Raw genomic sequence first — 20,329 nt, forward strand, 5'->3', positions numbered from 1 at the left:
ATAATATACAATTGTAAGCTGTTGTTTTATATAGATGGCTCATGAAACAACTCTAATGAATGAAAGTCAATATTCATGCGTGTTTTTGCTTTATATAGACTTTCATCGCTCAAAAATGACCACAAACCAATATGACAATTAATATTGTCCACGATGTCGTGTTAGCATTTAATCAAATTCAGGACTAGATATAGCAATGAAAGAGGGTTTAGAGCTAGATGAAGTGGTTTTATTAGGGCGTACTTATGCTGAGTATGAGCGTTTTTTTGATTTCACCTCCTTAGATTTACCTAATATATCTATGCTGGATGTTGGTAGTGGGGTGAGTTCATTTTGTAGTGAAGCGCGGCAACAAGGTTTAAATGTATTGGCCTCAGACCCCATTTATGATATTGAAGCCGATATTTTAGAACCAAAATGTCAGGCAGATTTACACGCGGCCATCGCTCAGTTTCCGCAAATATTGGATAAATACAGTTGGCAGTTTTATCAAGATATAGAGCATTTAGCCGCTTACCGAACAAATGCCTATCAACGATTTATTCCTCATTACCAAACTCAATCACAATATTATATTGCATCTAGCTTACCTTGTTTACCATTTGAATCTAATCGTTTTGATGTGGCTTTTGTCTCACATTTATTGTTTTTATACGAACATTTATTTGACTACGATTTCCATCGTCAATGTTTATTAGAATTAGCTCGAATAGCCCGTCAACAAATTCGTATTTATCCGTTAACTAACTTAAAAGCTGAAAAGTCACAATACATTGAGCAATTAATGCAAGATCGCGCATTAAATCAGTTAGAATTTAATATTGTTCCAGTAGAATTTGAATTTTTAAAAAATGCCAATCAAATGCTGACAATAACGCTATAAATTTTACTTTTATAAACAAACTGCTATATTCATAAATAGAGTGGGTTTGAACATTGCTGATAACAGCATAATGTCTTATAATTTATTTATATTCAAAAAGTTATTTTAGATATTAAACCTTTTGACGATTAACGATGTCCTTTTATCACACTGAAAAGTGACTTTTATATTTAAGGTTGCTACAACTTGTACTATGAACAAACAACGTGCTTTTACTATTACTGAATTAATGATAACGGTGGCCATAGTTGGCATTTTAGTTTCAGTTGCTTTGCCAAGTTTGCGCTATTCACTCATTAATAATCGAATCACAGCTAAAACCAATCAATTTGTTAGTGTGCTTAACTATGCTCGCAGTGAATCTATTATTGGTCGTAACATCAAAATTCAACCTCTGGCATCACAAGGCAAAGATAATGAATGGGGTGCAGGTTGGGTTGTATGGGATGATGCGAATGATAATGGTGTTTTAGATTGTACTAATAATTGGGATGACGATTGCGAAAAATTGCGAGATTTCAATTTTGATGATGGGATTCAAGTTGACGGGCCTGATGGGCTTGATCTCATTATTTATGATTCCCGAGGCGGTTTAACGGGTTTAGCAAGTACACTTAATATGTCATTTGTGTTGTGCCTAGAGGATGCGGCAGAACGCGATCCTGATGGTCGAGTAGTGACGATTCAAATTACGGGGCGCACATCTTTGACAAACCGTGAATACTCTTGTGTGCAGCCTTGATAAAAGAGGTATATCATGCGAAAAAAATGCTTAACTCAGCATAATGCTGGCTTTTCTATGTTAGAAATGATGATTGCTTTGCTTATCCTTTCAATTGGATTGATTGGTATTGCGAGTTTACAGGCACGCGGACAGCAATTTAATCATTCTGCTTATGTTCGCACCCAAGTCGCATTTCTGGCTTATGACATCATGGATAGAATGCGATCCAATAAAGATAACTTAGATAATGGTAATGCGGATAATGGTGGGTATGCATTTCAGGAAGGTTCTTGCCCAGAGGTTTCTGTTAACTGTGATAAAGATGTATGTATAGCCACTGATGTTGTCAACTATGATTTAGGGAATTGGTGTAAATCGCTTGCTTCTTCCTTACCTTTAGGTAAAGGCATCATTAGCTGGGATAACACGGATAGCTTATATACCATCACTATTTCTTGGACTGAAGACCGTAGTGAAGATGCTGAAATAAAACAGCAAAGCTGGAATATTGTACTATGAAGACTCAACGAGGTTTAAGTTTAATTGAAATGCTAGTTGCCTTGACAATTAGCATGACATTAATGTCAGGTGTTTTAGCTATTATGTCTACAACCAAGAAGACATCAGCTTTACAAAATGAGTTATCTCGTTTACAAGAAGATGCTCGCTTTTTGATAGAAGATTTATCTTATAACGTGCGTATGGCGGGTTATTTTGGTTGTTCGGGTCTCATGTGGCCTGGGTTCGTAAAACCAAAGCCGATTTTAGTAAATAATAATGCACAGTTACAAGACATTGATGGTAATGCGGTTAGTAAATCAACGCCATACTCTGATGTATTGACCGTCAGTCATTTGGCTGTGAATGGTAAATTGCGTTTAGACTATCCTGCTGCTCAGGGTATTGTTAGTACTACTAACGTATGTGACTGTAATACACCTACACCAGGTACACCAGGCACACTTGTTTGTAATGATTCTACAAATGTATTACCTGGAAGCTGTTTGAGTAGTGGTGTAACAGACATTAATTTATGCCAACAAATTGTCTCAGAAAAAAACTATATTAAAACACAGCAATGTGCTCAAACTGGCTTTTCAACAGCAAATTCGACTATTCAATTACATTCAGAAAGCAGTACGCCTGTAGTGAATGATACATTAATTATGGCGGATTGTTCTGGAGCTGAACCTTACCAAGTAGCTAATGTCTCGGGTTCTCCTCCCCTTGTGACGGTATCAACACGGCTTAGCAAGTATTATTTTTGGCCTGTAGAAGTGTTTCATGTACCAGTAATAGCTGATAGACCTACGATTGAACAGCGTTTACAAGTAACCTATCAAGTTAGAGCCATTGATAAAGATGGAGATGGTAAAGCAACTGATCCTATAGATGGATTTGCATTATTTAAAAATAATCAATTATTCATCGAAGGTGTAGAGTCTTTACAAATACGTTATGGCATTGACACCAATTCTGATGACGTTGTTGATCGTTATGTAGAAGCAACAGGAACACCTATTGGACCGATCATTAGTGTGAGAATTAATATTCTCATGCGAACAGGAAATAAACGTTTTGACTTAACGGGAGCCACTGATCGCAGTTTTGACTTAGACCCTGATATGGGAACATACAACCCTAATGATGATGATAATTTAGAGAATGAGGAAGGCTATAGACACCGCTTATTTACCACTACAATCAGGGTAAGGAACAGTTAATATGCAAGCAACTAAACAATGTAGGCTATTTCATCAGAGTGGTGCGGTACTCATTGTGTCACTGATGCTACTGGTCATTTTAACAATGTTAGGTATCAGTACGATGGAAAGTACCAAGCTGCAAACCCGCATGGCTGCCAATATGGCAGAGTATAATTATGCTTTCCAAGTAGGAGAGGTTGGTATCGAAATTCCCCGTAATTATCAGGATATTGATGTACAGAATATGATATCTGATAGCAACGTTCCTGTTGCATTGGTTGCAAAACAAAATATCAATCGTACAACTATTGGTGGTGAGAAGGTGACTTCTAGGGTCGATCATGTCACCACCACAGCGGATATGCCTTCTGCATTACAGGATTTATCAGGTTCTGGAGATTGTGGAGCAAATAGTGGCTGTAAAATCATGTTTTTTGTGACTAAAAGCGTTGGTACTAGTGATAGTAACCGTAGCAATGCACCGACTGTAACCTTATATGGCGGTTTGCGTAAAAAAGTGGTTGACGAACTTGCCAGTGGTATTTTTCGAGAACCTTAATAAAAAATAACTTGTTCAATCTTAGCTAAAAGTGCTGGCTTTATTTATGGTCAGTTCTTAAACTATCTAAAACTTTCCCAAATTTTACTTATAAGGATGCACGTATGAATCGTTTTTACATTCTGCTCAGCGCATTCATCTTTACGCTGCTGAGTGGATTATCCGCAACGCTAACGGCTGATGATACCGAAATTTATTTACGTCAAGTGGCAAGTATCGCTGACACTGATGGGCGACCTAATATTTTATTCGTTTTAGATCGTTCAAGCTCCATGAAATGGAAAGACCGAGATGAAAATGGCAATTTGCTATATAACGAAACAGATCGCCTGACTCGTTTAAAAGAAGCCTTATTGCAAATGCTAACTGAGATACAAAATGTTAATGTTGGCTTTATGGGGTTTAGTGGCTATGCAGGTGCTGCTGTTGATGGAGTTACAGGTGGTAATGCCGCGATTTTATTCCCAATTACTTACATTGACGAAGAAGCAAAAAATGTCCCTGGTGAGTTGGACGATTCTACGCGTTTAAGTATTCCTATCTCAGATTATGCTGATGATGCCGAAGAAGGCAATAAATCGGGTAAAGTGTATTTAGATGACAAAACGATTGAGATGGTTTATTCAGGTGATACACAAGCGAGTTTAACCGCCAGTGCAACCTCTGATTATTCAAACATTTTTTCAGAATATAAAGAAGGCGATAATGCAGGTACGATTGAGAGCTCTACACATCGATTTTATCTAGGTTCTAATATCGCGCTTAATCCGCCTGTGCCTGTCTATAATGGCTTACGTTTTGTTGATGTGGGTATTCCCCAAGGCGCAACGATTCAAAATGCAAGTGTTACGTTTGTACCTTCATCAATGGTTAATGGCACACTCGCTTCTCGGAATAAAGATTTACAGCTTAAAATTCGTGCAGTATTACAAGATAGTGCCACTGATTTAGGCGCTAACGAAACTTATAATATTTCTAGCAACTGGGCAAGCCAAACATCAGATGAAATAAGCTGGGATCCAGGCAACTGGAGTGAATTTATTGAATACAGCACACCTGATATTAGCTCATTAGTACAACAAGTGGTTGATAGAAATGCTTGGGCATCTGGTAATGCGATGGGTATTGTATTTGAGAATGATGGTGATTATACCAGTGCCCGTTTATTTGACCATGTGAATGATACGCCTGTATTAAATGTCTCTTATACCTTAGAAGGTGGCGGCACAATTATTAACAGTAGTGTGTCGTATGGAAATGACAATGGCTTTGAATATAAACAAGCTAAATACAGCAAAACCTATGTGTATAATGATGAAAATTTAAACTTAGGCTATTCACCCACCAAACTTGTTGAAACTATTGTGGGTTTACGATTTAGAAATATTTTAGTCCCACCCAAAGCGATTATTAAATCAGCCAAAATAGAGATGACACGGCTTGACTATAGTACTAAGACAACAGACTTAAAAGTTCTGCTTTATGGTGAAGATGCAGATGATACTGTTGAATTCGTAGAAGATAAAAATACCTTTGACATCTCTCAACGTCCAAAAACATCAAGTCAAATTACTTGGGATGTGCCTAATGTCGGCAAAGATAAGGCCTTATCAAGCCCTGATATAACCTCAGTTGTACAAGAAATTGTGGATAGAGATGGTTGGCTATCAGGCAATTCTATGGCCTTTTTCATGCAGCATGTAGAAGGTGATAGTTTTGGTAGACGGCAAATTGCGACTTTTTCTGGTGATGGGGCTCTTTCTCGCGGTGCGACCTTAACTATTTTATATGAAGAAGAAAAAGAGGAAACGGCAGAAGAGCGGATTACCGAACAGCAAAAGGTGGGTTTACGGTTTCAAAATGTCGGTATTCCACAGGGTGCACGAATTACCAATGCCTATATTGATTTTGTGAGTGGTTTTGCCGCGACAGACGAGGCGGCGATTAATATCAATGGTGAGGCTGTGGGTAATTCAGAAGCCTTTTCTAACTCTGAACCAATTTCAGGACGGGTTCGCACCTCTAGTCAAGTAAGTTGGGAAGCAGAACCTTGGGAGTGGACTGATGGAAGTTATTCCAGCCCTGAAGTAACTGGTATTGTGCAAGAAATTGTCAATAAATCAGACTGGTGCGGTAATAATGCCCTGTCATTTATTTTCACTGCATCAAAGGATTTACCACTACGTAATGTCGTTGCCTATGATACTGATCCACTTAAAGCGCCTGTATTAAAAGTGGAATATGACCTAACTAGCGTCAAAGATAGTGCTTGTATGCGTTATCTTTTTACAAAACAGATTAGTGATGCTAACGATGATATGGAAGAAACCTATGGCGATAATATTGTATATGCCGATAGCCGAACCTTAGACATGACCACTAAAAAGAGTAATGGTCGAACTGTCGGTTTACGGTTTCAAGATATTCCAATGTCAAGCAACACCACAGTATTAAGTGCTAAATTAATTTTCTCAGCATTAAAAGATGTACCTCCAGACGGTACCGATGAGAAAGCCTTATCCAAAGCCGCCTCATTAAAAATATCTGGCGAAGCAACGGGGAATTCAGAACCATTTGAAACCAACAATAAAAACCTCAGTGAACGTGCGAAGACGGATAGTGTCACATGGAGTATTGATGCGGCAGATTATTGGGATACAGGACGGCGTTATTCCAGTGTTGATATTGGTCCTGTTATTCAAAAAATTGTAAAACAAAGTGGTTGGAAAGCCGGTAATGCACTCAGTCTATTTATTGATGGTTCGGGCTTGCGGCAAGCCGCCTCGTTTGAACGTTCTTTGACTGATGCCGCTATGTTACAAGTTGAGGTTAAAGGGTCTTTATCTCAGAGTGCATCGACTGTGCGTGAACGTATGAAATTGATGGTGGAAAATATTGAAATTGATAGTACCACCCCATTAGTTGATACTATTTATGAAGTCGCGCTTTATTTAGATGGTAAAAGTGTGACCTTCGGTAAAGATCGAAAATTTAGTCGAACTAAACGTGTTAGTCATAAAGGTAGTTGGAAAGGAGGGACGCTTGTGAGACCTGATGGTTGCTCTGGTTCTGATCCTTGGGCAGTTGAATGTCAAGGCGAGAAAATCACCGGCAGCGCAGTCTATGTACCACCTGAATTTGATGAATGCCAAAAAACCTACATCGTATTTTTAACAGATGGTGGTGCAACAGCGAATTCAGCATTTAATCTTGTGCCTCAACTCACAGGTAACGCTTGTAAAACTGTTAATTCAGTAAGCGGGAAAACCTATGAATATAAACGTTTACAAAAAGATGGCACTGAGTCTGCTTCAAGCAATATTGATGAGCTGTGCGGGACGGATGTGGTTGAATATTTACACGAAAAGGACTTTGATTCTAGTTTAGAAGGTAAGCAAAATGTCGTTGTACATACTGTGGGTTTCAACTTAGGGACTTATTATGATATCAATGGCAATGAAAAGCCGTTTGAGACCAATTTGAATGAGCGTGCTGTACCTTATTTGAAAGAATGGGCCAAAGTAGGTGGCGGTAATTTTTATGAGGCTTCTTCCTCTTCTGAATTAACTGAAATTTTCCGTACTATTATTTCGTCAGCAATGACAGAAAGTACCTCTTTTGCAGCACCAACCCTGTCAGTTAATACATTTAATCGCATGTTTCATCGTAACGAAGTGTATTTCTCCTCATTTAAACCGGGGCATACGCAACGCTGGGATGGCAATATTAAGAAATATACTCTATGTGCTACTGGTAATTGCATTGATGGCGATATTTTAGATCAGAATAAGAATTCTGCGATTGCAGGTCAGTATATTAGTGATAATGCCAGTAGTTATTGGAGCTCAGGAAAGGATGGGGCTAATGTATTAGAAGGTGGAGCCGGTGAACGATTACTGAAGACTTCCCGCAATATTTATACTTACATTGGAGACGCACTACCGGGTAGTAATAATAATATTGATTTAACTGATACGTCTGTCAATACTGACATTGTGACTAAAGAATTGCTTGGTGATGAATTTATGGAAGATAAGCAACATGAAAATATCATTAAGTGGATTCAAGGTGAAGATGTTAATGGTGATTATGATGATGCATCTCCATTTGGTAAAAAACGTTGGTTATTGACAGACCTATTGCACAGCAGCCCTGTGACAGTCACTTATGGTGGCACAGAAGAAAAGCCTATTAGTAAGTTATTTGTTGGAACAAATGATGGTTTAATTCGGGTGTTTGACACTGATAAAGGTAATGAAGAATGGGCGTTCTTACCGCAAGAAATGTTAGATATTCAAGAAGACCTCATGAACAATGCTAAGGGTGCTCGGATTTATGGTATTGATGGTACACCCACTTTCCGTATTAAAGACTCTGATAATAATGGCAAAGTTGATGGAGATGACTATGTACAAATGTTTATTGGAATGCGCCGAGGTGGTCGTAACTTATATGCCTTAGATGTCACCAATTATAAAACCCCCAAACTCATGTGGGTAATTAAAGGCGGTATTGAAGGTGATGACTATGAATTCTTAGGACAAACTTGGTCACGGCCTAAACTTACCCGTATTTACTATGAAGGTGAGCCTAAAACAGTCATCATTTTCGGTGGTGGTTATCATGGCGATGATGAAAGTAATTCAGGTGGCATGGGTAATGGTATTTATATTGTCGAACCTGATACGGGTAAATTATTATGGAGAGCAGGGTCTGATGTGGAAGGGAATAAAAACTTAAGTTTAGAAGAAATGAAATATCCAATTCCATCTGATATCTCTTTTATTGATAGTAATGCTGATGCAATTACTGATCGCTTATATGTGGGAGATATTGGTGGTCAAGTCTGGCGTATTGATTTGCCATTTGAGTTTGGATTATCTAGTAAAGGTATTGCTGGTCGTTTAGCAGTGGTTTCGGATTTAGAAGATGACAACCCTCAAGTGATAAACCGCCGACGGTTCTTTTATCCGCCTGAAGTGGTGCGTTTAAGTGATTTAGCTTATTCAGATACAACAGATTATTACATTGTAACAATCACCTCAGGTACAAGACCTTCTCCACTAAATATCGAAACACATGACCGGTTTTATGCCTTCCGCGACCGAGCAGTAAATGGGCTGATAGATAACGGACAAGGTCAAGCTGAAGAAGATAGTCGAATTGATGCAGCAGTAACTAACTTTTATACTTTGAGAGAAGATCATCTGTATGATGTTACAGAAAACTTGATTCAAGAAGGTAGTGAAAGCTCAGTACAAGCTGAAATCGAGAAATTAAAAGAATCATTTGGATGGTATTTATGTTTCACAGAATCAGGTGTTTGTGATGATGGTACTGCTGTTGTAGGAGAAAACCCTGAACAGGGTGCTTGGGTTGGTGAAAAAGGTTTAGCCAGTCCTGTCATTTTAGATGGGAAAGTTTACTTTACTACTTATTTGCCAGCTGAAACAATTGAGTCTAATCCAGCTGATGTATGTGGTTTGGTTGTACCTGAAGGTGAAAGTCGCTTATATGTTTTAGATTTACTCACAGGTGGTGCAGCTTATGACTTCAGTCAAAATAATGATGGTAGTGATGATGGTGGCGGTGGTGGCTTGACAGCAGCCGATCGACATACAGGTTTGCGCAGTGGTGTTGTGTCGGACATTGTTATGGCAAACTATGACGGTAAATTCAGACCGTTGACCAATTCTCCTAATACACTTAGGGATATACCTCCAGTAGATGCTGATATTGATGCCACATTTTGGATGCAGGAGTAAAGTAAATTTAAGCCTGTTTTAAATTAAGTATTTGTCATAGGCCTGATAAGTGTTGCAACTTGTCAGGTTTATTTTTGTCTGGGGAAGTCTGAAGGGGAGTTTCTTATGGCTACTCGACCATTAAGAAAATCTGTATTCTTGGCATAAGATAGCTGGGTTGTTACAAACTATTTTCTCTAAATATTGTCTAAGATATTGATGATTAAATTTAAGCCAATTTCGGTAGTAATTTCTCGATTTCAGTATGCAAAACAGGTGGATGAAAGAGATAACCCTGTACAATATCACATTTATTTTTACACAAAAATTCTAGTTGTTCAGGTATTTGAACCCCTTCTGCTACCACTTGCATATCCAAAATATGGGCTAAATCAGTAATAATTGAAACAAGTGCTGCTCCTTTCGGTGTCGCAATATCCATGATAAACGACGCATCGATTTTTAAGGTATCCACAGCAAACTGCTTCAAATAATTGAGTGAAGAATGACCCGTACCAAAATCATCAATTGCAATTTTAACCCCAAGTTGTTTCAATGCTTCTAAGGTTTCTAAGGCCTTCTCAATTGAAGTCATCGCTAAACTTTCTGTAATTTCCAGCTCTAAATACTGAGATTCTAATCCACTTTCTGCTAATACCTTCTGCACATTTTGAATCAAATCTTCATGGAAAAATTGTCGAATAGATAAATTGACCGCAATTGAAATCTTTGGATAACCTGCATTTTGCCATTGCTTATTTTGTCGACAGGCTTCAAATAACGCCCAATCTCCAATTGGAATAATTAACCCCGTGTCCTCGGCTAAAGGAATAAATTCAACAGGCGAAACCAAGCCCATTTCTGGGTGTCGCCAACGAATCAATGCTTCAACACCAATGATTTCTTTGGTATAAGGATTGACTTGTGGTTGATAATATAGAATAAATTCATCACGTTCAATTGCATGGCGCAAACTATTTTGCATCATCAAACGTTTATGTGCCGCAATATTCATTTCTAGGGCAAAAAATTGGTAATTATTACGACCTTGCTCTTTAGCTTTATACAATGCAGCATCGGCATTTTTCATCAAATTGGTCATTGTGTCACCATCTTGAGGAAAAATTGAAACCCCAATACTGGCACTGCTAAAGATTTCTTGACCTGTCAGCATAAATGGCTGTTGCAAAGATTGTAAAATCTGGTCAGCAAAATGTGAGGTCGTGCGCACGGCCTGCTGGTCTGGAGCTAAATCTGCTAACAAAATACCAAATTCATCCCCGCCTAAACGGGCAACGGCTTCAATACTCACACTCACTGTTGTCAAACGTTGAGCAACAATACATAGCAATTCATCTCCTACCGTATGCCCAAACGCATCATTAACCTCTTTAAAATGGTCTATATCTATGATAAGCAAGGCGATAGATTCTATATCACGAGTCGCCCGTTTCATGGCTTGGTGGATACGATCTTGAAATAAAACCCGATTGGCTAAATCAGTCAAAGCATCATAATGTGATAAATGATACAGGCGTTCTTCAGATAATTTCTTATCGGTAATGTCAGTGAAAATAGCAATATAATGTGTGATATTACTAAATTTATCTTTAACCGCACTGATACTCAGCCAAGCAGGGAATAACTCTTTATTTTTCCGCCGATTCCAAATTTCCCCGCGCCAATACCCCATTGATAACAAACCTTCCCACATATTTTGATAGAAAAAGCTGTCATGCTTGCCTGATTGCAACATATTGGGATTTTGGCCTAAACTCTCATTTTCAGTATAACCTGTTAAATTTTGGTAGGCTTGATTGACACTAATAATTTTGGAGCAAGCATCTGTAATGAGAATACCTTCATTGCTACCCTGAAATACACTGGCAGACAGGCGCAAGGTGGCCTCATAGCGTTTGCGTTCGGTAATATCAATAATAACGCCAATTAAGCCAACAAGTTCCCCTTCTGCATTATTAAATACAGTTTTCCGAATCACCACATCGTGACGACTGTCATCTGCATAATGCAAACTGGTTTCGTAATTTTGTTCCCCACGATCACGAAACAATTGGATATCCATTTTTTGGGAATATTCGGCAACGTCTTTAGGAAATAAATGATGTACAGTTTGCCCAATAATTCCATCAACTGCATGACCTGTTAAGCGTTCAAACGCCAAATTACACCCAACATACTGACCTTGTAAATTCTTATAATAAATTGGGCTAGGGACGTTATTTAATAAAGTTTGGCGGAAAATAAGATTATTACGTTGCGCTTCTTCTACCCGTTTACGTTCCAAAATTTCTTGTTTTAATTGTGTGTTTTTTTCTTGTAGTTCTTGAGTCCGTCTGGCAACTTGTTGCTCTAAAAACTCTTGTGCTTGAAAAAGATGATCTTTAATAGTATCAGAATGTTCTATGACTGTTTCTAGGGAAATTTCAAGGTCTTGTTTTTCCTGTTCAGAAACCGTCATTTTATGACTGAGAAAGTCCATTTTTTTCAATAAACTATCTTCAACAATATCACCATGTTCAATGATGGTTTGCAAGATAAGTTCTAAATCCGTTTTTTGAGCTCTAAACGTTTCTAATTGTTCACACAAACCCTGTAATTGTTGAAGTTCGGGTGTTGTTTGCTGCGAATCCATAAGCGGTTCGTCATTTATAGGTATGAAATCGAGTAATTATTATACATTTGCTTTGACTGGCAATTCCAGCTTTACCCTTGTTGTGACTGTATTAATTTCTTGTTCATCTTTAGTTAAGCAATCAAACTTCCAACCTAATAACGCGTCATAATCTTGAATCATGGTGATAAAACCCAACCCTGAGTGTGCACTATCTAGGGTTGCATTTTTTTCTAATTGTTTGATATACAAATCGGCTAAATCTTGAGTTAATAGCTCTTCGATAAAATGATGAAAGTGAGATACATTATGTTTAGGAATGCTGTTTCTCACATAAAAAGTTAAACAATCTTTATGGAGATGGAAAGCAATACTGGTTGCATAATCAACAGAATCATCACTAAATTTCATTGCATTTTCTAGCAATTCATTCGCAATATAGCCCACAGCTGATTTAATCTCAGCCCGAGCACCAATTTGTTTATCTTCCCCAACAAAAAATGTTTGTAGGTAATCTGCTAAAAAGTCAGCCGATAAGCCATTATTACGCCAGCGTTGTTTAAGCGGAATCGATGTTGGAGAAAAGCCTATGATTAAATGTTCTACGTTGGTAGGTTGTTCATCAACATAGTCACCAAAAGTTTGTGCCATGTGCTCGCATCCTTTTTTGCATAACACCTTTGAGATGTGCAAATGTTAATTATCACAGCGCATTCATCAAAATAACGCTAGAATCAGTTTATTGAAGTTCGTTAAACAATCTTTGTTGCAACCACTGATTACAGCCCAAAAATGGTTACACTATTTAAACTATTGACCAACCTATTTACTCATAATTGCTTAAAAATATTAAGAATATGACCTAATACCCTTGCCAGCTTTATTTGGGATGTGTTCTTAATATTTTATTGTAACTGCATATTTCTTACGATGATATTAAATATAAGACTTAGCATACTGTGGCGGAGATGTTATTGTCTACGAGCATGTTGTAGAATACTGGTGAGTCCATCCGTGAGAATAAATTCACCAGATTCCACATTGCAGCCTATTTATTCAAATTTTAGTTCTAGCGTAGGTAGTAATCTTTGCAAATTCTTTAAAGATTTACCTTGCCAAGGGATTTGTGTTGAACCCGTTACATTGATCTGAGGGCTTTTTTTCTGCCGTACATTAATAACAAATTTTGACAATACATTGATGCCTGAACTATTTAAAAATTCTAAAAGCCGTAAATCTAAGTTAAGCGCATCAGTTTGTTGTTCTGCAGCATCATTGAGCAGAGTTAAAATAGGGGCATACTCTTCCATACCACTTAAACGCAAAGAGCCTGCACATGATACCGTTGCCGTTATGTTGTCATAGCGAATACTGTAATCGTTTGTTTTAATTTCCATCTGGATGAAGTCCTTAATCAGTTGGAACGTTTAATTGTACCATTGTTGTCACAATTGTAACCTCCAAACCTGTATCATGATTTACTGTATCAAATTTCCAGCCAAGCTGAGCAGCATAATCATTTAACATAGTTAAAAATCCAAGCCCAGATTGGTTTGCATATTCATCACTGGCATTTTTCTCCAATTGATTGATATACATTTCATCTAAATCTTCGCTCAAGAGGCGTTGAATAAACAATTGAAACGCTTTGACAGATTCAGGTTTTGTACTATTGGTTACGTAGAATATTAATCGATTTGGGAACAAGCGTAACACAACACTGGTCGGAAAGTGAGCTGTTTTGTCATTAAATTTCATTGCATTTTCTAGCAATTCATTAGTTATATAACTTACGGCATTTTTAATATTTGTTTTTACATCATTTGTGCTGCCAGAAATAAAAAAAGTTTGCAAATAATCTGCAATAAAATCTGCTGATAGTCCGTTATTTCTCCAACGTTGTCGTAATGGAATGGAGCTGGGAGAAAAGCCAATAACTAAATATTCTATATTTTTAGGAGGTTCATCAATATAGTGACCAAAGATTTGAGCATTATGGGTTCTTACGCCCGTATACCAGCTATCCATTTTGACCCTCCTGTATTTTTACTGGCAAGATCATAATTATTGCTATTTGATAAGTACACCCTATTCTCCTAAAAATTAGCTGAAACTGACTAATATAGAGCACTTTTTTCTTGGATATAATTTAAATTCACACATCATTTTTATGATTAACTATTTTAAAATAGGGTATATTTATCGTCATTTGATACAGAAAATAAACAAAGATATTCCCAAAGCAAATACCCTTTTAGTTTAACTAATATTTATGAATTCAAAATAATAATGCTTTTTTGAGATAAATTATTTTTATTACTTCTAAAGTTAGATTTTATAGGCGTTATATATATAATTGTGTTATCGAAGTATAACCTAATTTCTAGTAGCTTGATGGCAATTTTATCTTGGATTTGTATGGTGAAAAAGGACAGTATGATACAGGTGACGCGGGACAACTAATCTGCTAAGTACATAGCCCCAAAAGCAGGAAGAAGCTTTGCGTGTATTTGGATTGGTAATGTACTAATGTCCCATCGGATCAAATTTATTTTATCGATTTAAGATTTTATTATCGGCAAAGGTACTCATGGTGAAATGGACGATGATGATAAACAATAAGGCTACTCTGAGTCCGTTTGCGTTTAGCACATAAATCTAAAAAACTACTTCCATCAATAAAATTATTCTCCAAATTAAGCAGCATCCCACTGATATCAATATCTGGTGAATTGATTTCAACCAAACCATCTATGCCGCCACCAGAAGATTCCGCATTAATGAAATTATCTAGGCTGCCTTCTGTAAAAATGCCTGTGGTGGTAATGTTGAGTTGTCCGCCATTGCCTTCATTTGCTTGAGCAAGGATTCTGCCATTATCAAGAATGATAAACTCACTTTTAACGTCTAAATTGCCAGCATTGCCTGTATCTTCTTGGACACTGGTTGTTATTTTACTATCAGTTAGATGGAGTAATTTATCTGTATTAATACTGATTTGACCACCACCACCGCTTATTGCTTCTGTCGTGATGAGTCCTTTATTTGATAAATGAATATTATCATTGGCTGAGATGGTAATCATACCAGCATCACCACCTTCAGTATTAGCAGTGGAACTAGCATAAATGCCGCTGGTTGATTGGTTAATTTGGCTTGGTGAAAATAATATATTATAGTATTTTTGGCTGAATGCAGGATCGTTTAATTGAATATGGGAAGCATCTCCAGTAATAATGATTGGCTCAGATACATCAATATTAATATTTCCACCATTAGCAGAATTATCTGTGCTACTTATGATGACAGCTCCATCTTCAATAGTCAGAGAGCCAGCTTCTAAGCTAATATTACCAGCATTGCTGCCTTTTGTGCCTTTGCTATTGGTATAAATGCCTGAGCCAAATCCATCTCTGTCTTCACCATATAAATTGACCCCAGAAAGTTCTACAGCTCCTTTCACACAAATGCTAATATCACCAGCATATCCACTTTGTATACTATCGGATGAAATGGAACTGGTAGAAATAGTCCCACCGTCCTCAAGGACAAGCTTATTGGCTTCTATTGTTATGTTTCCACCTTCACCACCTTTAATACCTTCCAAATTAGGATAAGAAGCTGAAGAAATCTTACTCTTATAACCTTTTAGGTCAGCCCCCATAATAATTAATGTTCCTGTTGCGACAATATCAACTTTGCCAGCATTGCCTGAAGCATAAGTATCAGAACTAATATTAGCCCCATCGCTCAGTATTATGTCTTTTGTCTTTATAAAAATATCACCAGAGTTACCAGTACTTGAATATTCAGCTGCTGCTTTAACTTGAACACCATAATATCCTTCAATGCCCGTTAATTTTAATAACTGATTAGCTTGTAGTATAATGATGCCTGCATTACCTTCATTGAATGTTTGAGTAATAATTTTGCTATTATTTTCAAGTGTAATTTGGTCAGCTTCTATTGATATAGTACCTGCATTACCGCTACCATGTGTAGCAGCATAGATATCTGTATTTTCTTTAAAAGAAATTTGATTGGCTTTCATTAATAATATTCCTACATTACCTGAGCTGTATGTTTGTGAATGAATAGAACTATTATTTGTGAATAAAATATTATTAAATTGCATATCAATGATGCCACCATTATTCTCACCTAACGTTTCCGCTTTAATTTGACTATTATCAGCAAAAAATTGTCCTCCACGAATAAAAATATGTCCGCTACCTTCCCCACTCACATCTATTAGTGATTGATTTGAAACCGTAATATTACCCTGTAAATTTGGCACCAACAAGTCGTTATAAGTTACAATAATTTCATCTAAATGAGTAGCGCTGACTAAGTTAATTTGTCCCATAGAGGCTTTGAGCTCGGCATGACTAAAGCTCAGGTTGCCCCCAATAAAAGATAATGTTTTTGCAATAGGGACAGTAAGCTTGCTGCCTTCAATAGATAATAAAGCTGGGGTTTTGGAAACAAATCCAAATGCTTCAATTATAGGAATAGCCGTTAAAATGCTGTTATCAGGCTGTCTGGCATCAAAACGTCCTCCATCAGAAAAGCGTAAATAGTCAGCTGTGCTGGCATGAAAAGAGCCTTGGATATCTAATAATGCATTTTCACCAAAAGCAATACCATAAGGATTAAACAAATAAACATTGGCATTGGGAATTGTTGAGCGAATTGTACCGTCAATATTGGAAGAGTTACCGTCAGTAACACGAGCAAATATGTTGGTCACTGTATCAAAGCCTGAAAAAGTAGCAGACTCAAAGTTTTGTAAATTAAATTTTTGAAAGCTATGAAAAAGATTGCCACCATATTGTTGGCCTACATTTGCTTCAATCAAATAATCAGAACCAGATAAAGTATTATTTATTCCAAGTGTCCCATCTAATATAATTTCCGCATTTACATTGCTAATTGATAAAACCATTATCAGTAAAGATTGAAATTTCATATTGTGTCAGTTCCTTACATTTACTGATATCTACTACTATATTTCTATACAAAAAGACCGTTAATTAATAATGGTTAGCGGTCTTTTTATCATGTAAAACATTAAGATAAAAAACAAACTATACCATGCTCACTTTTAAATAATTAATTACACTGATTAGAAGAACATGATGACTCTATGCAACAACCATAATCGAAAAGCCTTAAACATTGGCAATACTCTTGGGTGCTTTGTGCATGACTTTGTTCATACTCACAGTCAAACTTTACTTCTGTACATGACGGACTCTGTTGTTCACAAGAATCCTTATCTATATCAAAAGATAATTGACGTAGAGATGCCAATGTAGATCGACATAATGCAGTATTATAAGCAGAAGAAGGAATGAGCCAGACTCTCGCTTCAGAGTAGGCCTTATCCAAAGTTTTGCTGACTTGCCTCTGAGCTTTTGTCACTTGTCCTGCCTTTGCTGGCTGTTCTGCATCAAATGCGATATTAAGCTCTTGGTTGGCTTTCGCAAGTTTTTTTGCGCAGGCTGACCATTTTTCAAATTTTTCCTGACCAGTGCCCTTTATATCCAACTCATCAAATTTTTTCGCAAGTTCTTTGGCACACTGTTCTACTTCTTTAGTAATTGTGTTTACATCCCCAGTTGCAGAAAAAGAACAATCAGCCTTATCTGCTAATAACGGACATTTATCTCCATCTTCCGCAGAAAGTTGTTGCATCCAGCCAAAGGCCAATAGTATTAAAAAAAATCGCTTATCAAAAAAATGCATATTTCTTAACCTCATTTACCAGTGGCCACGTTGGGCAGATTTTATGGTTCTAAAGATAAAGTCACCATTCTTACGCACAATATATTTAGGATTTTGTCTAGCGTTATTCATAGCTATTTCAATATGTTCATACACTTTTCGGGCAGTAAACATATTATAATTGCCAAAATTTTTTCGTTCTGAACTTGTTAGCTGTGATCTCAATGTATTGATAAAAGCTTGACCAAATACACCATCATCTACGATCTCATCATTGCCTGAAGCTATAATGACATGAGACTGGTTTCGTAGCTTTCTGATTATGATATTTTGATAATCAAGAATATGGTCATTAGCAAATGATGACACTCTTACTTTATTATCAACAGGGCATGATCTATCATTAGCTGGACATGTTGGCTCTTTGCCTGCACTGAAATAACAACTATCTGCAACGATAAGCACTTTTTTCGCTTGGCTTTTGCTCATAGCTTCGTTAAGGTCTCTAATCTTAACGTGACCACCACCTGTAGATAACCAATAAGCACTATCTTTATTGTTATCACCTCCGTGCCCCGTAAAATAAATAAGCACAAGGTCTCGTTCTGTCGAGCTTTCTAACAGCTTATTATATTCCTCTTCAATATTCTCTTTTGTTGCCTTTTCATCAATTAACTGTTTGACTTTAAACCCATAGTCATATTGTAAAAGATCAGCTATCTCTTGGGCTTCCTTAGCAGGCTTATTTAAATCAGTCTCAGATGCATCTGTATATTCGCTAATACCAATCACTAAAGCACGATAATTAATACAGTTGTACAATTCATCTTCTAAATCTAACTTCCATTGATAGAGGTCTTGCCTTGCTTGTTTCATTACGCCAGTTAAAGCCATCTTTAACGCAATAGAAGGATCAGGCATAAATTTATTATTAACAAGTATATTTGCTGCTTGCCTCCACATTTTCAGATCAGAATACATCGTGGATAAAGAATCCTTACCATGATTTAATATATCTAAATATTTATCCATATAATCACAGTAATGTTTAGTATTATTGCTATTTATTACTCTTTTTGGCACAGTTGGTGTTTTTAGGATATCTCGGCTGTTGGGGATAGTTGGCATAGTTGGCATAGTTGGCATATCAATAGGATAATCATTGAAAGAATAGCGAGCAATTAGGTTCTGACTGCTGGGTAAAGTACCATACATATTATGCCGAATCTTTGATTCAGTACGAGCAACATTCCAAATACGAACTTCATCAATTAACCCTGTCCAGTTTCCTCCATTTCCAGAACCTAAGCTACCCACTCTTAATGTTTGAGCCTTATCTTCTATTATGATTGCTTTTTTTGAGCCAGGTATATTTTGTACAAAATCACCATTAAGATAAAAATGCGCATGATTATGTTCATCTAATGTCACTGCAACATGATTCCAGTTTTCTGCTGATAGCTTTAATGGATTTGTTTCATAATTTTGGACACCATAAGTAGCAAAATACAACTTAGAATTGTTCAAACCAAAACCATACCCTCCATTACCTGAAGAGCTTATCTTAGAAAAAATCATTTGAATACCATTCAAAGCATTGGGTTTTACCCACGCTTCTATAGTAAAGTTATTTTCCAAATCAAACTCTGCATAGGCATTTCCATCGACCTCTAAATAAGAATTTCCATCAAATTCTAATGCATAATCAGTAAATCTATAAAGTCCTGCTTTTTTAACCTTTAAAAAATTGGTACTTCCTTGCTTACACAGGGAATAATTCAGGATATTCTTCTTAACATCATTAGCTTTAGCTTGTATTTTACAGTTATGGCCTATTCCTTTCATTGAGTTATTATCTGCAATACGAGCAATATCCCATCTTCCTAATGCACTACACGCTAATGATTGGTTATGTTGAACATCATCACTCGTTGCTAAAACATATCCCGTTGGACACTGATTATCTCCATTAATGACCAAAAAAAATGGGGCATTATGAGGGTTGGCATTAACACCGACAGCTACACTGAACATTATAAAATACCAACAAACTTGGTATTTCGCGTTTCTAAACATATTTTTACTCCTTAAATTGATTAATAGTCATTTCAAACCATATAGATATTTAGTAAAGCATAAAAACGTCAAACTTAAATCATGCTTTAAAATCAATAGACTACAGCTTTGCATTGCTTAAAAGTCAAGATTTCAATATATTTAACAATTAAATAACAATTGGGCAAGGTATTTTACATACTTTTGTTAATTATTATTAAATAAATAGGCCTAATAGTTTTGTATAGCATATTTAAGCAATTAATAATAATAAAGTTCGGAAGAATATTATTTATAAT

At 36.7% G+C, this 20,329-nt stretch carries 13 protein-coding genes; 6 read left to right on the forward strand and 7 right to left on the reverse strand.

Annotated elements, in window-relative coordinates; genetic code table 11:
• The first annotated feature begins 196 nt into the window (after positions 1-196).
• The 6 genes from ABXH34_RS09975 to ABXH34_RS10000 all read left to right on the forward strand — a co-directional run bounded on the left by ABXH34_RS09975 (position 197) and on the right by ABXH34_RS10000 (position 9,637).
• Entirely contained in the window at positions 197-883 is a 687-nt protein-coding gene (locus ABXH34_RS09975; RefSeq protein WP_353571732.1) for a hypothetical protein, read from the forward strand.
• A 193-nt stretch (positions 884-1,076) separates the two neighbouring features.
• Positions 1,077-1,625: a GspH/FimT family pseudopilin gene (locus tag ABXH34_RS09980; protein ID WP_353571733.1), complete on the forward strand. Its 549-nt coding sequence runs from the start codon at positions 1,077-1,079 to the stop codon at positions 1,623-1,625.
• A gap of 15 nt (positions 1,626-1,640) precedes the next feature.
• Complete coding sequence (gene pilV / locus ABXH34_RS09985) at positions 1,641-2,126, forward strand: type IV pilus modification protein PilV (protein ID WP_353571734.1); 486 nt, start codon at positions 1,641-1,643, stop codon at positions 2,124-2,126.
• Positions 2,123-3,331 (forward strand): PilW family protein, encoded by a 1,209-nt coding sequence (locus ABXH34_RS09990; RefSeq protein ID WP_353571735.1) that lies wholly within the window; start codon positions 2,123-2,125, stop codon positions 3,329-3,331. Before pilV ends, ABXH34_RS09990 begins: the two co-directional genes overlap by 4 nt.
• A 1-nt stretch (position 3,332) precedes the next feature.
• Complete coding sequence (locus ABXH34_RS09995) at positions 3,333-3,872, forward strand: pilus assembly PilX family protein (protein ID WP_353571736.1); 540 nt, start codon at positions 3,333-3,335, stop codon at positions 3,870-3,872.
• 104 nt (positions 3,873-3,976) lie between these two features.
• On the forward strand, positions 3,977-9,637 hold the full coding sequence (locus tag ABXH34_RS10000) for a PilC/PilY family type IV pilus protein (RefSeq protein WP_353571737.1): 5,661 nt from the start codon (positions 3,977-3,979) through the stop codon (positions 9,635-9,637).
• Between the two features lie 208 nt (positions 9,638-9,845).
• Here the strand turns inward: ABXH34_RS10000 and ABXH34_RS10005 are convergent, their stop codons facing one another.
• The 7 genes from ABXH34_RS10005 to ABXH34_RS10035 all read right to left on the reverse strand — a co-directional run bounded on the left by ABXH34_RS10005 (position 9,846) and on the right by ABXH34_RS10035 (position 20,051).
• On the reverse strand, positions 9,846-12,269 hold the full coding sequence (locus ABXH34_RS10005; protein WP_353571738.1) for a putative bifunctional diguanylate cyclase/phosphodiesterase: 2,424 nt from the start codon (positions 12,267-12,269) through the stop codon (positions 9,846-9,848).
• 39 nt (positions 12,270-12,308) lie between these two features.
• The gene (locus ABXH34_RS10010; RefSeq protein ID WP_353571739.1) at positions 12,309-12,899 is read right to left on the reverse strand and encodes a slr1658 family protein; all 591 of its coding nucleotides are present in this window, start codon (positions 12,897-12,899) and stop codon (positions 12,309-12,311) included.
• 401 nt (positions 12,900-13,300) lie between these two features.
• Positions 13,301-13,645 (reverse strand): slr1659 superfamily regulator, encoded by a 345-nt coding sequence (locus ABXH34_RS10015; protein ID WP_353571740.1) that lies wholly within the window; start codon positions 13,643-13,645, stop codon positions 13,301-13,303.
• Between the two features lie 13 nt (positions 13,646-13,658).
• Complete coding sequence (locus tag ABXH34_RS10020) at positions 13,659-14,276, reverse strand: slr1658 family protein (RefSeq protein ID WP_353571741.1); 618 nt, start codon at positions 14,274-14,276, stop codon at positions 13,659-13,661.
• A 544-nt stretch (positions 14,277-14,820) separates the two neighbouring features.
• Positions 14,821-17,217, reverse strand: coding sequence for a two-partner secretion domain-containing protein (locus tag ABXH34_RS10025; protein WP_353571742.1), 2,397 nt, complete (start codon positions 17,215-17,217; stop codon positions 14,821-14,823).
• Positions 17,218-17,360: 143 nt separating this feature from the next.
• Positions 17,361-17,996, reverse strand: a complete 636-nt coding sequence (locus tag ABXH34_RS10030; protein WP_353571743.1) for a hypothetical protein — start codon at positions 17,994-17,996, stop codon at positions 17,361-17,363.
• Between the two features lie 15 nt (positions 17,997-18,011).
• Positions 18,012-20,051, reverse strand: a complete 2,040-nt coding sequence (locus ABXH34_RS10035) for a LamG-like jellyroll fold domain-containing protein (protein WP_353571744.1) — start codon at positions 20,049-20,051, stop codon at positions 18,012-18,014.
• Between the last annotated feature and the right edge of the window lie 278 nt (positions 20,052-20,329).

The sequence above is a fragment of the Candidatus Albibeggiatoa sp. nov. BB20 genome (genome assembly GCA_016744725.1).
In the GTDB taxonomy this organism is placed as follows: Bacteria; Pseudomonadota; Gammaproteobacteria; order Beggiatoales; family Beggiatoaceae; genus Albibeggiatoa.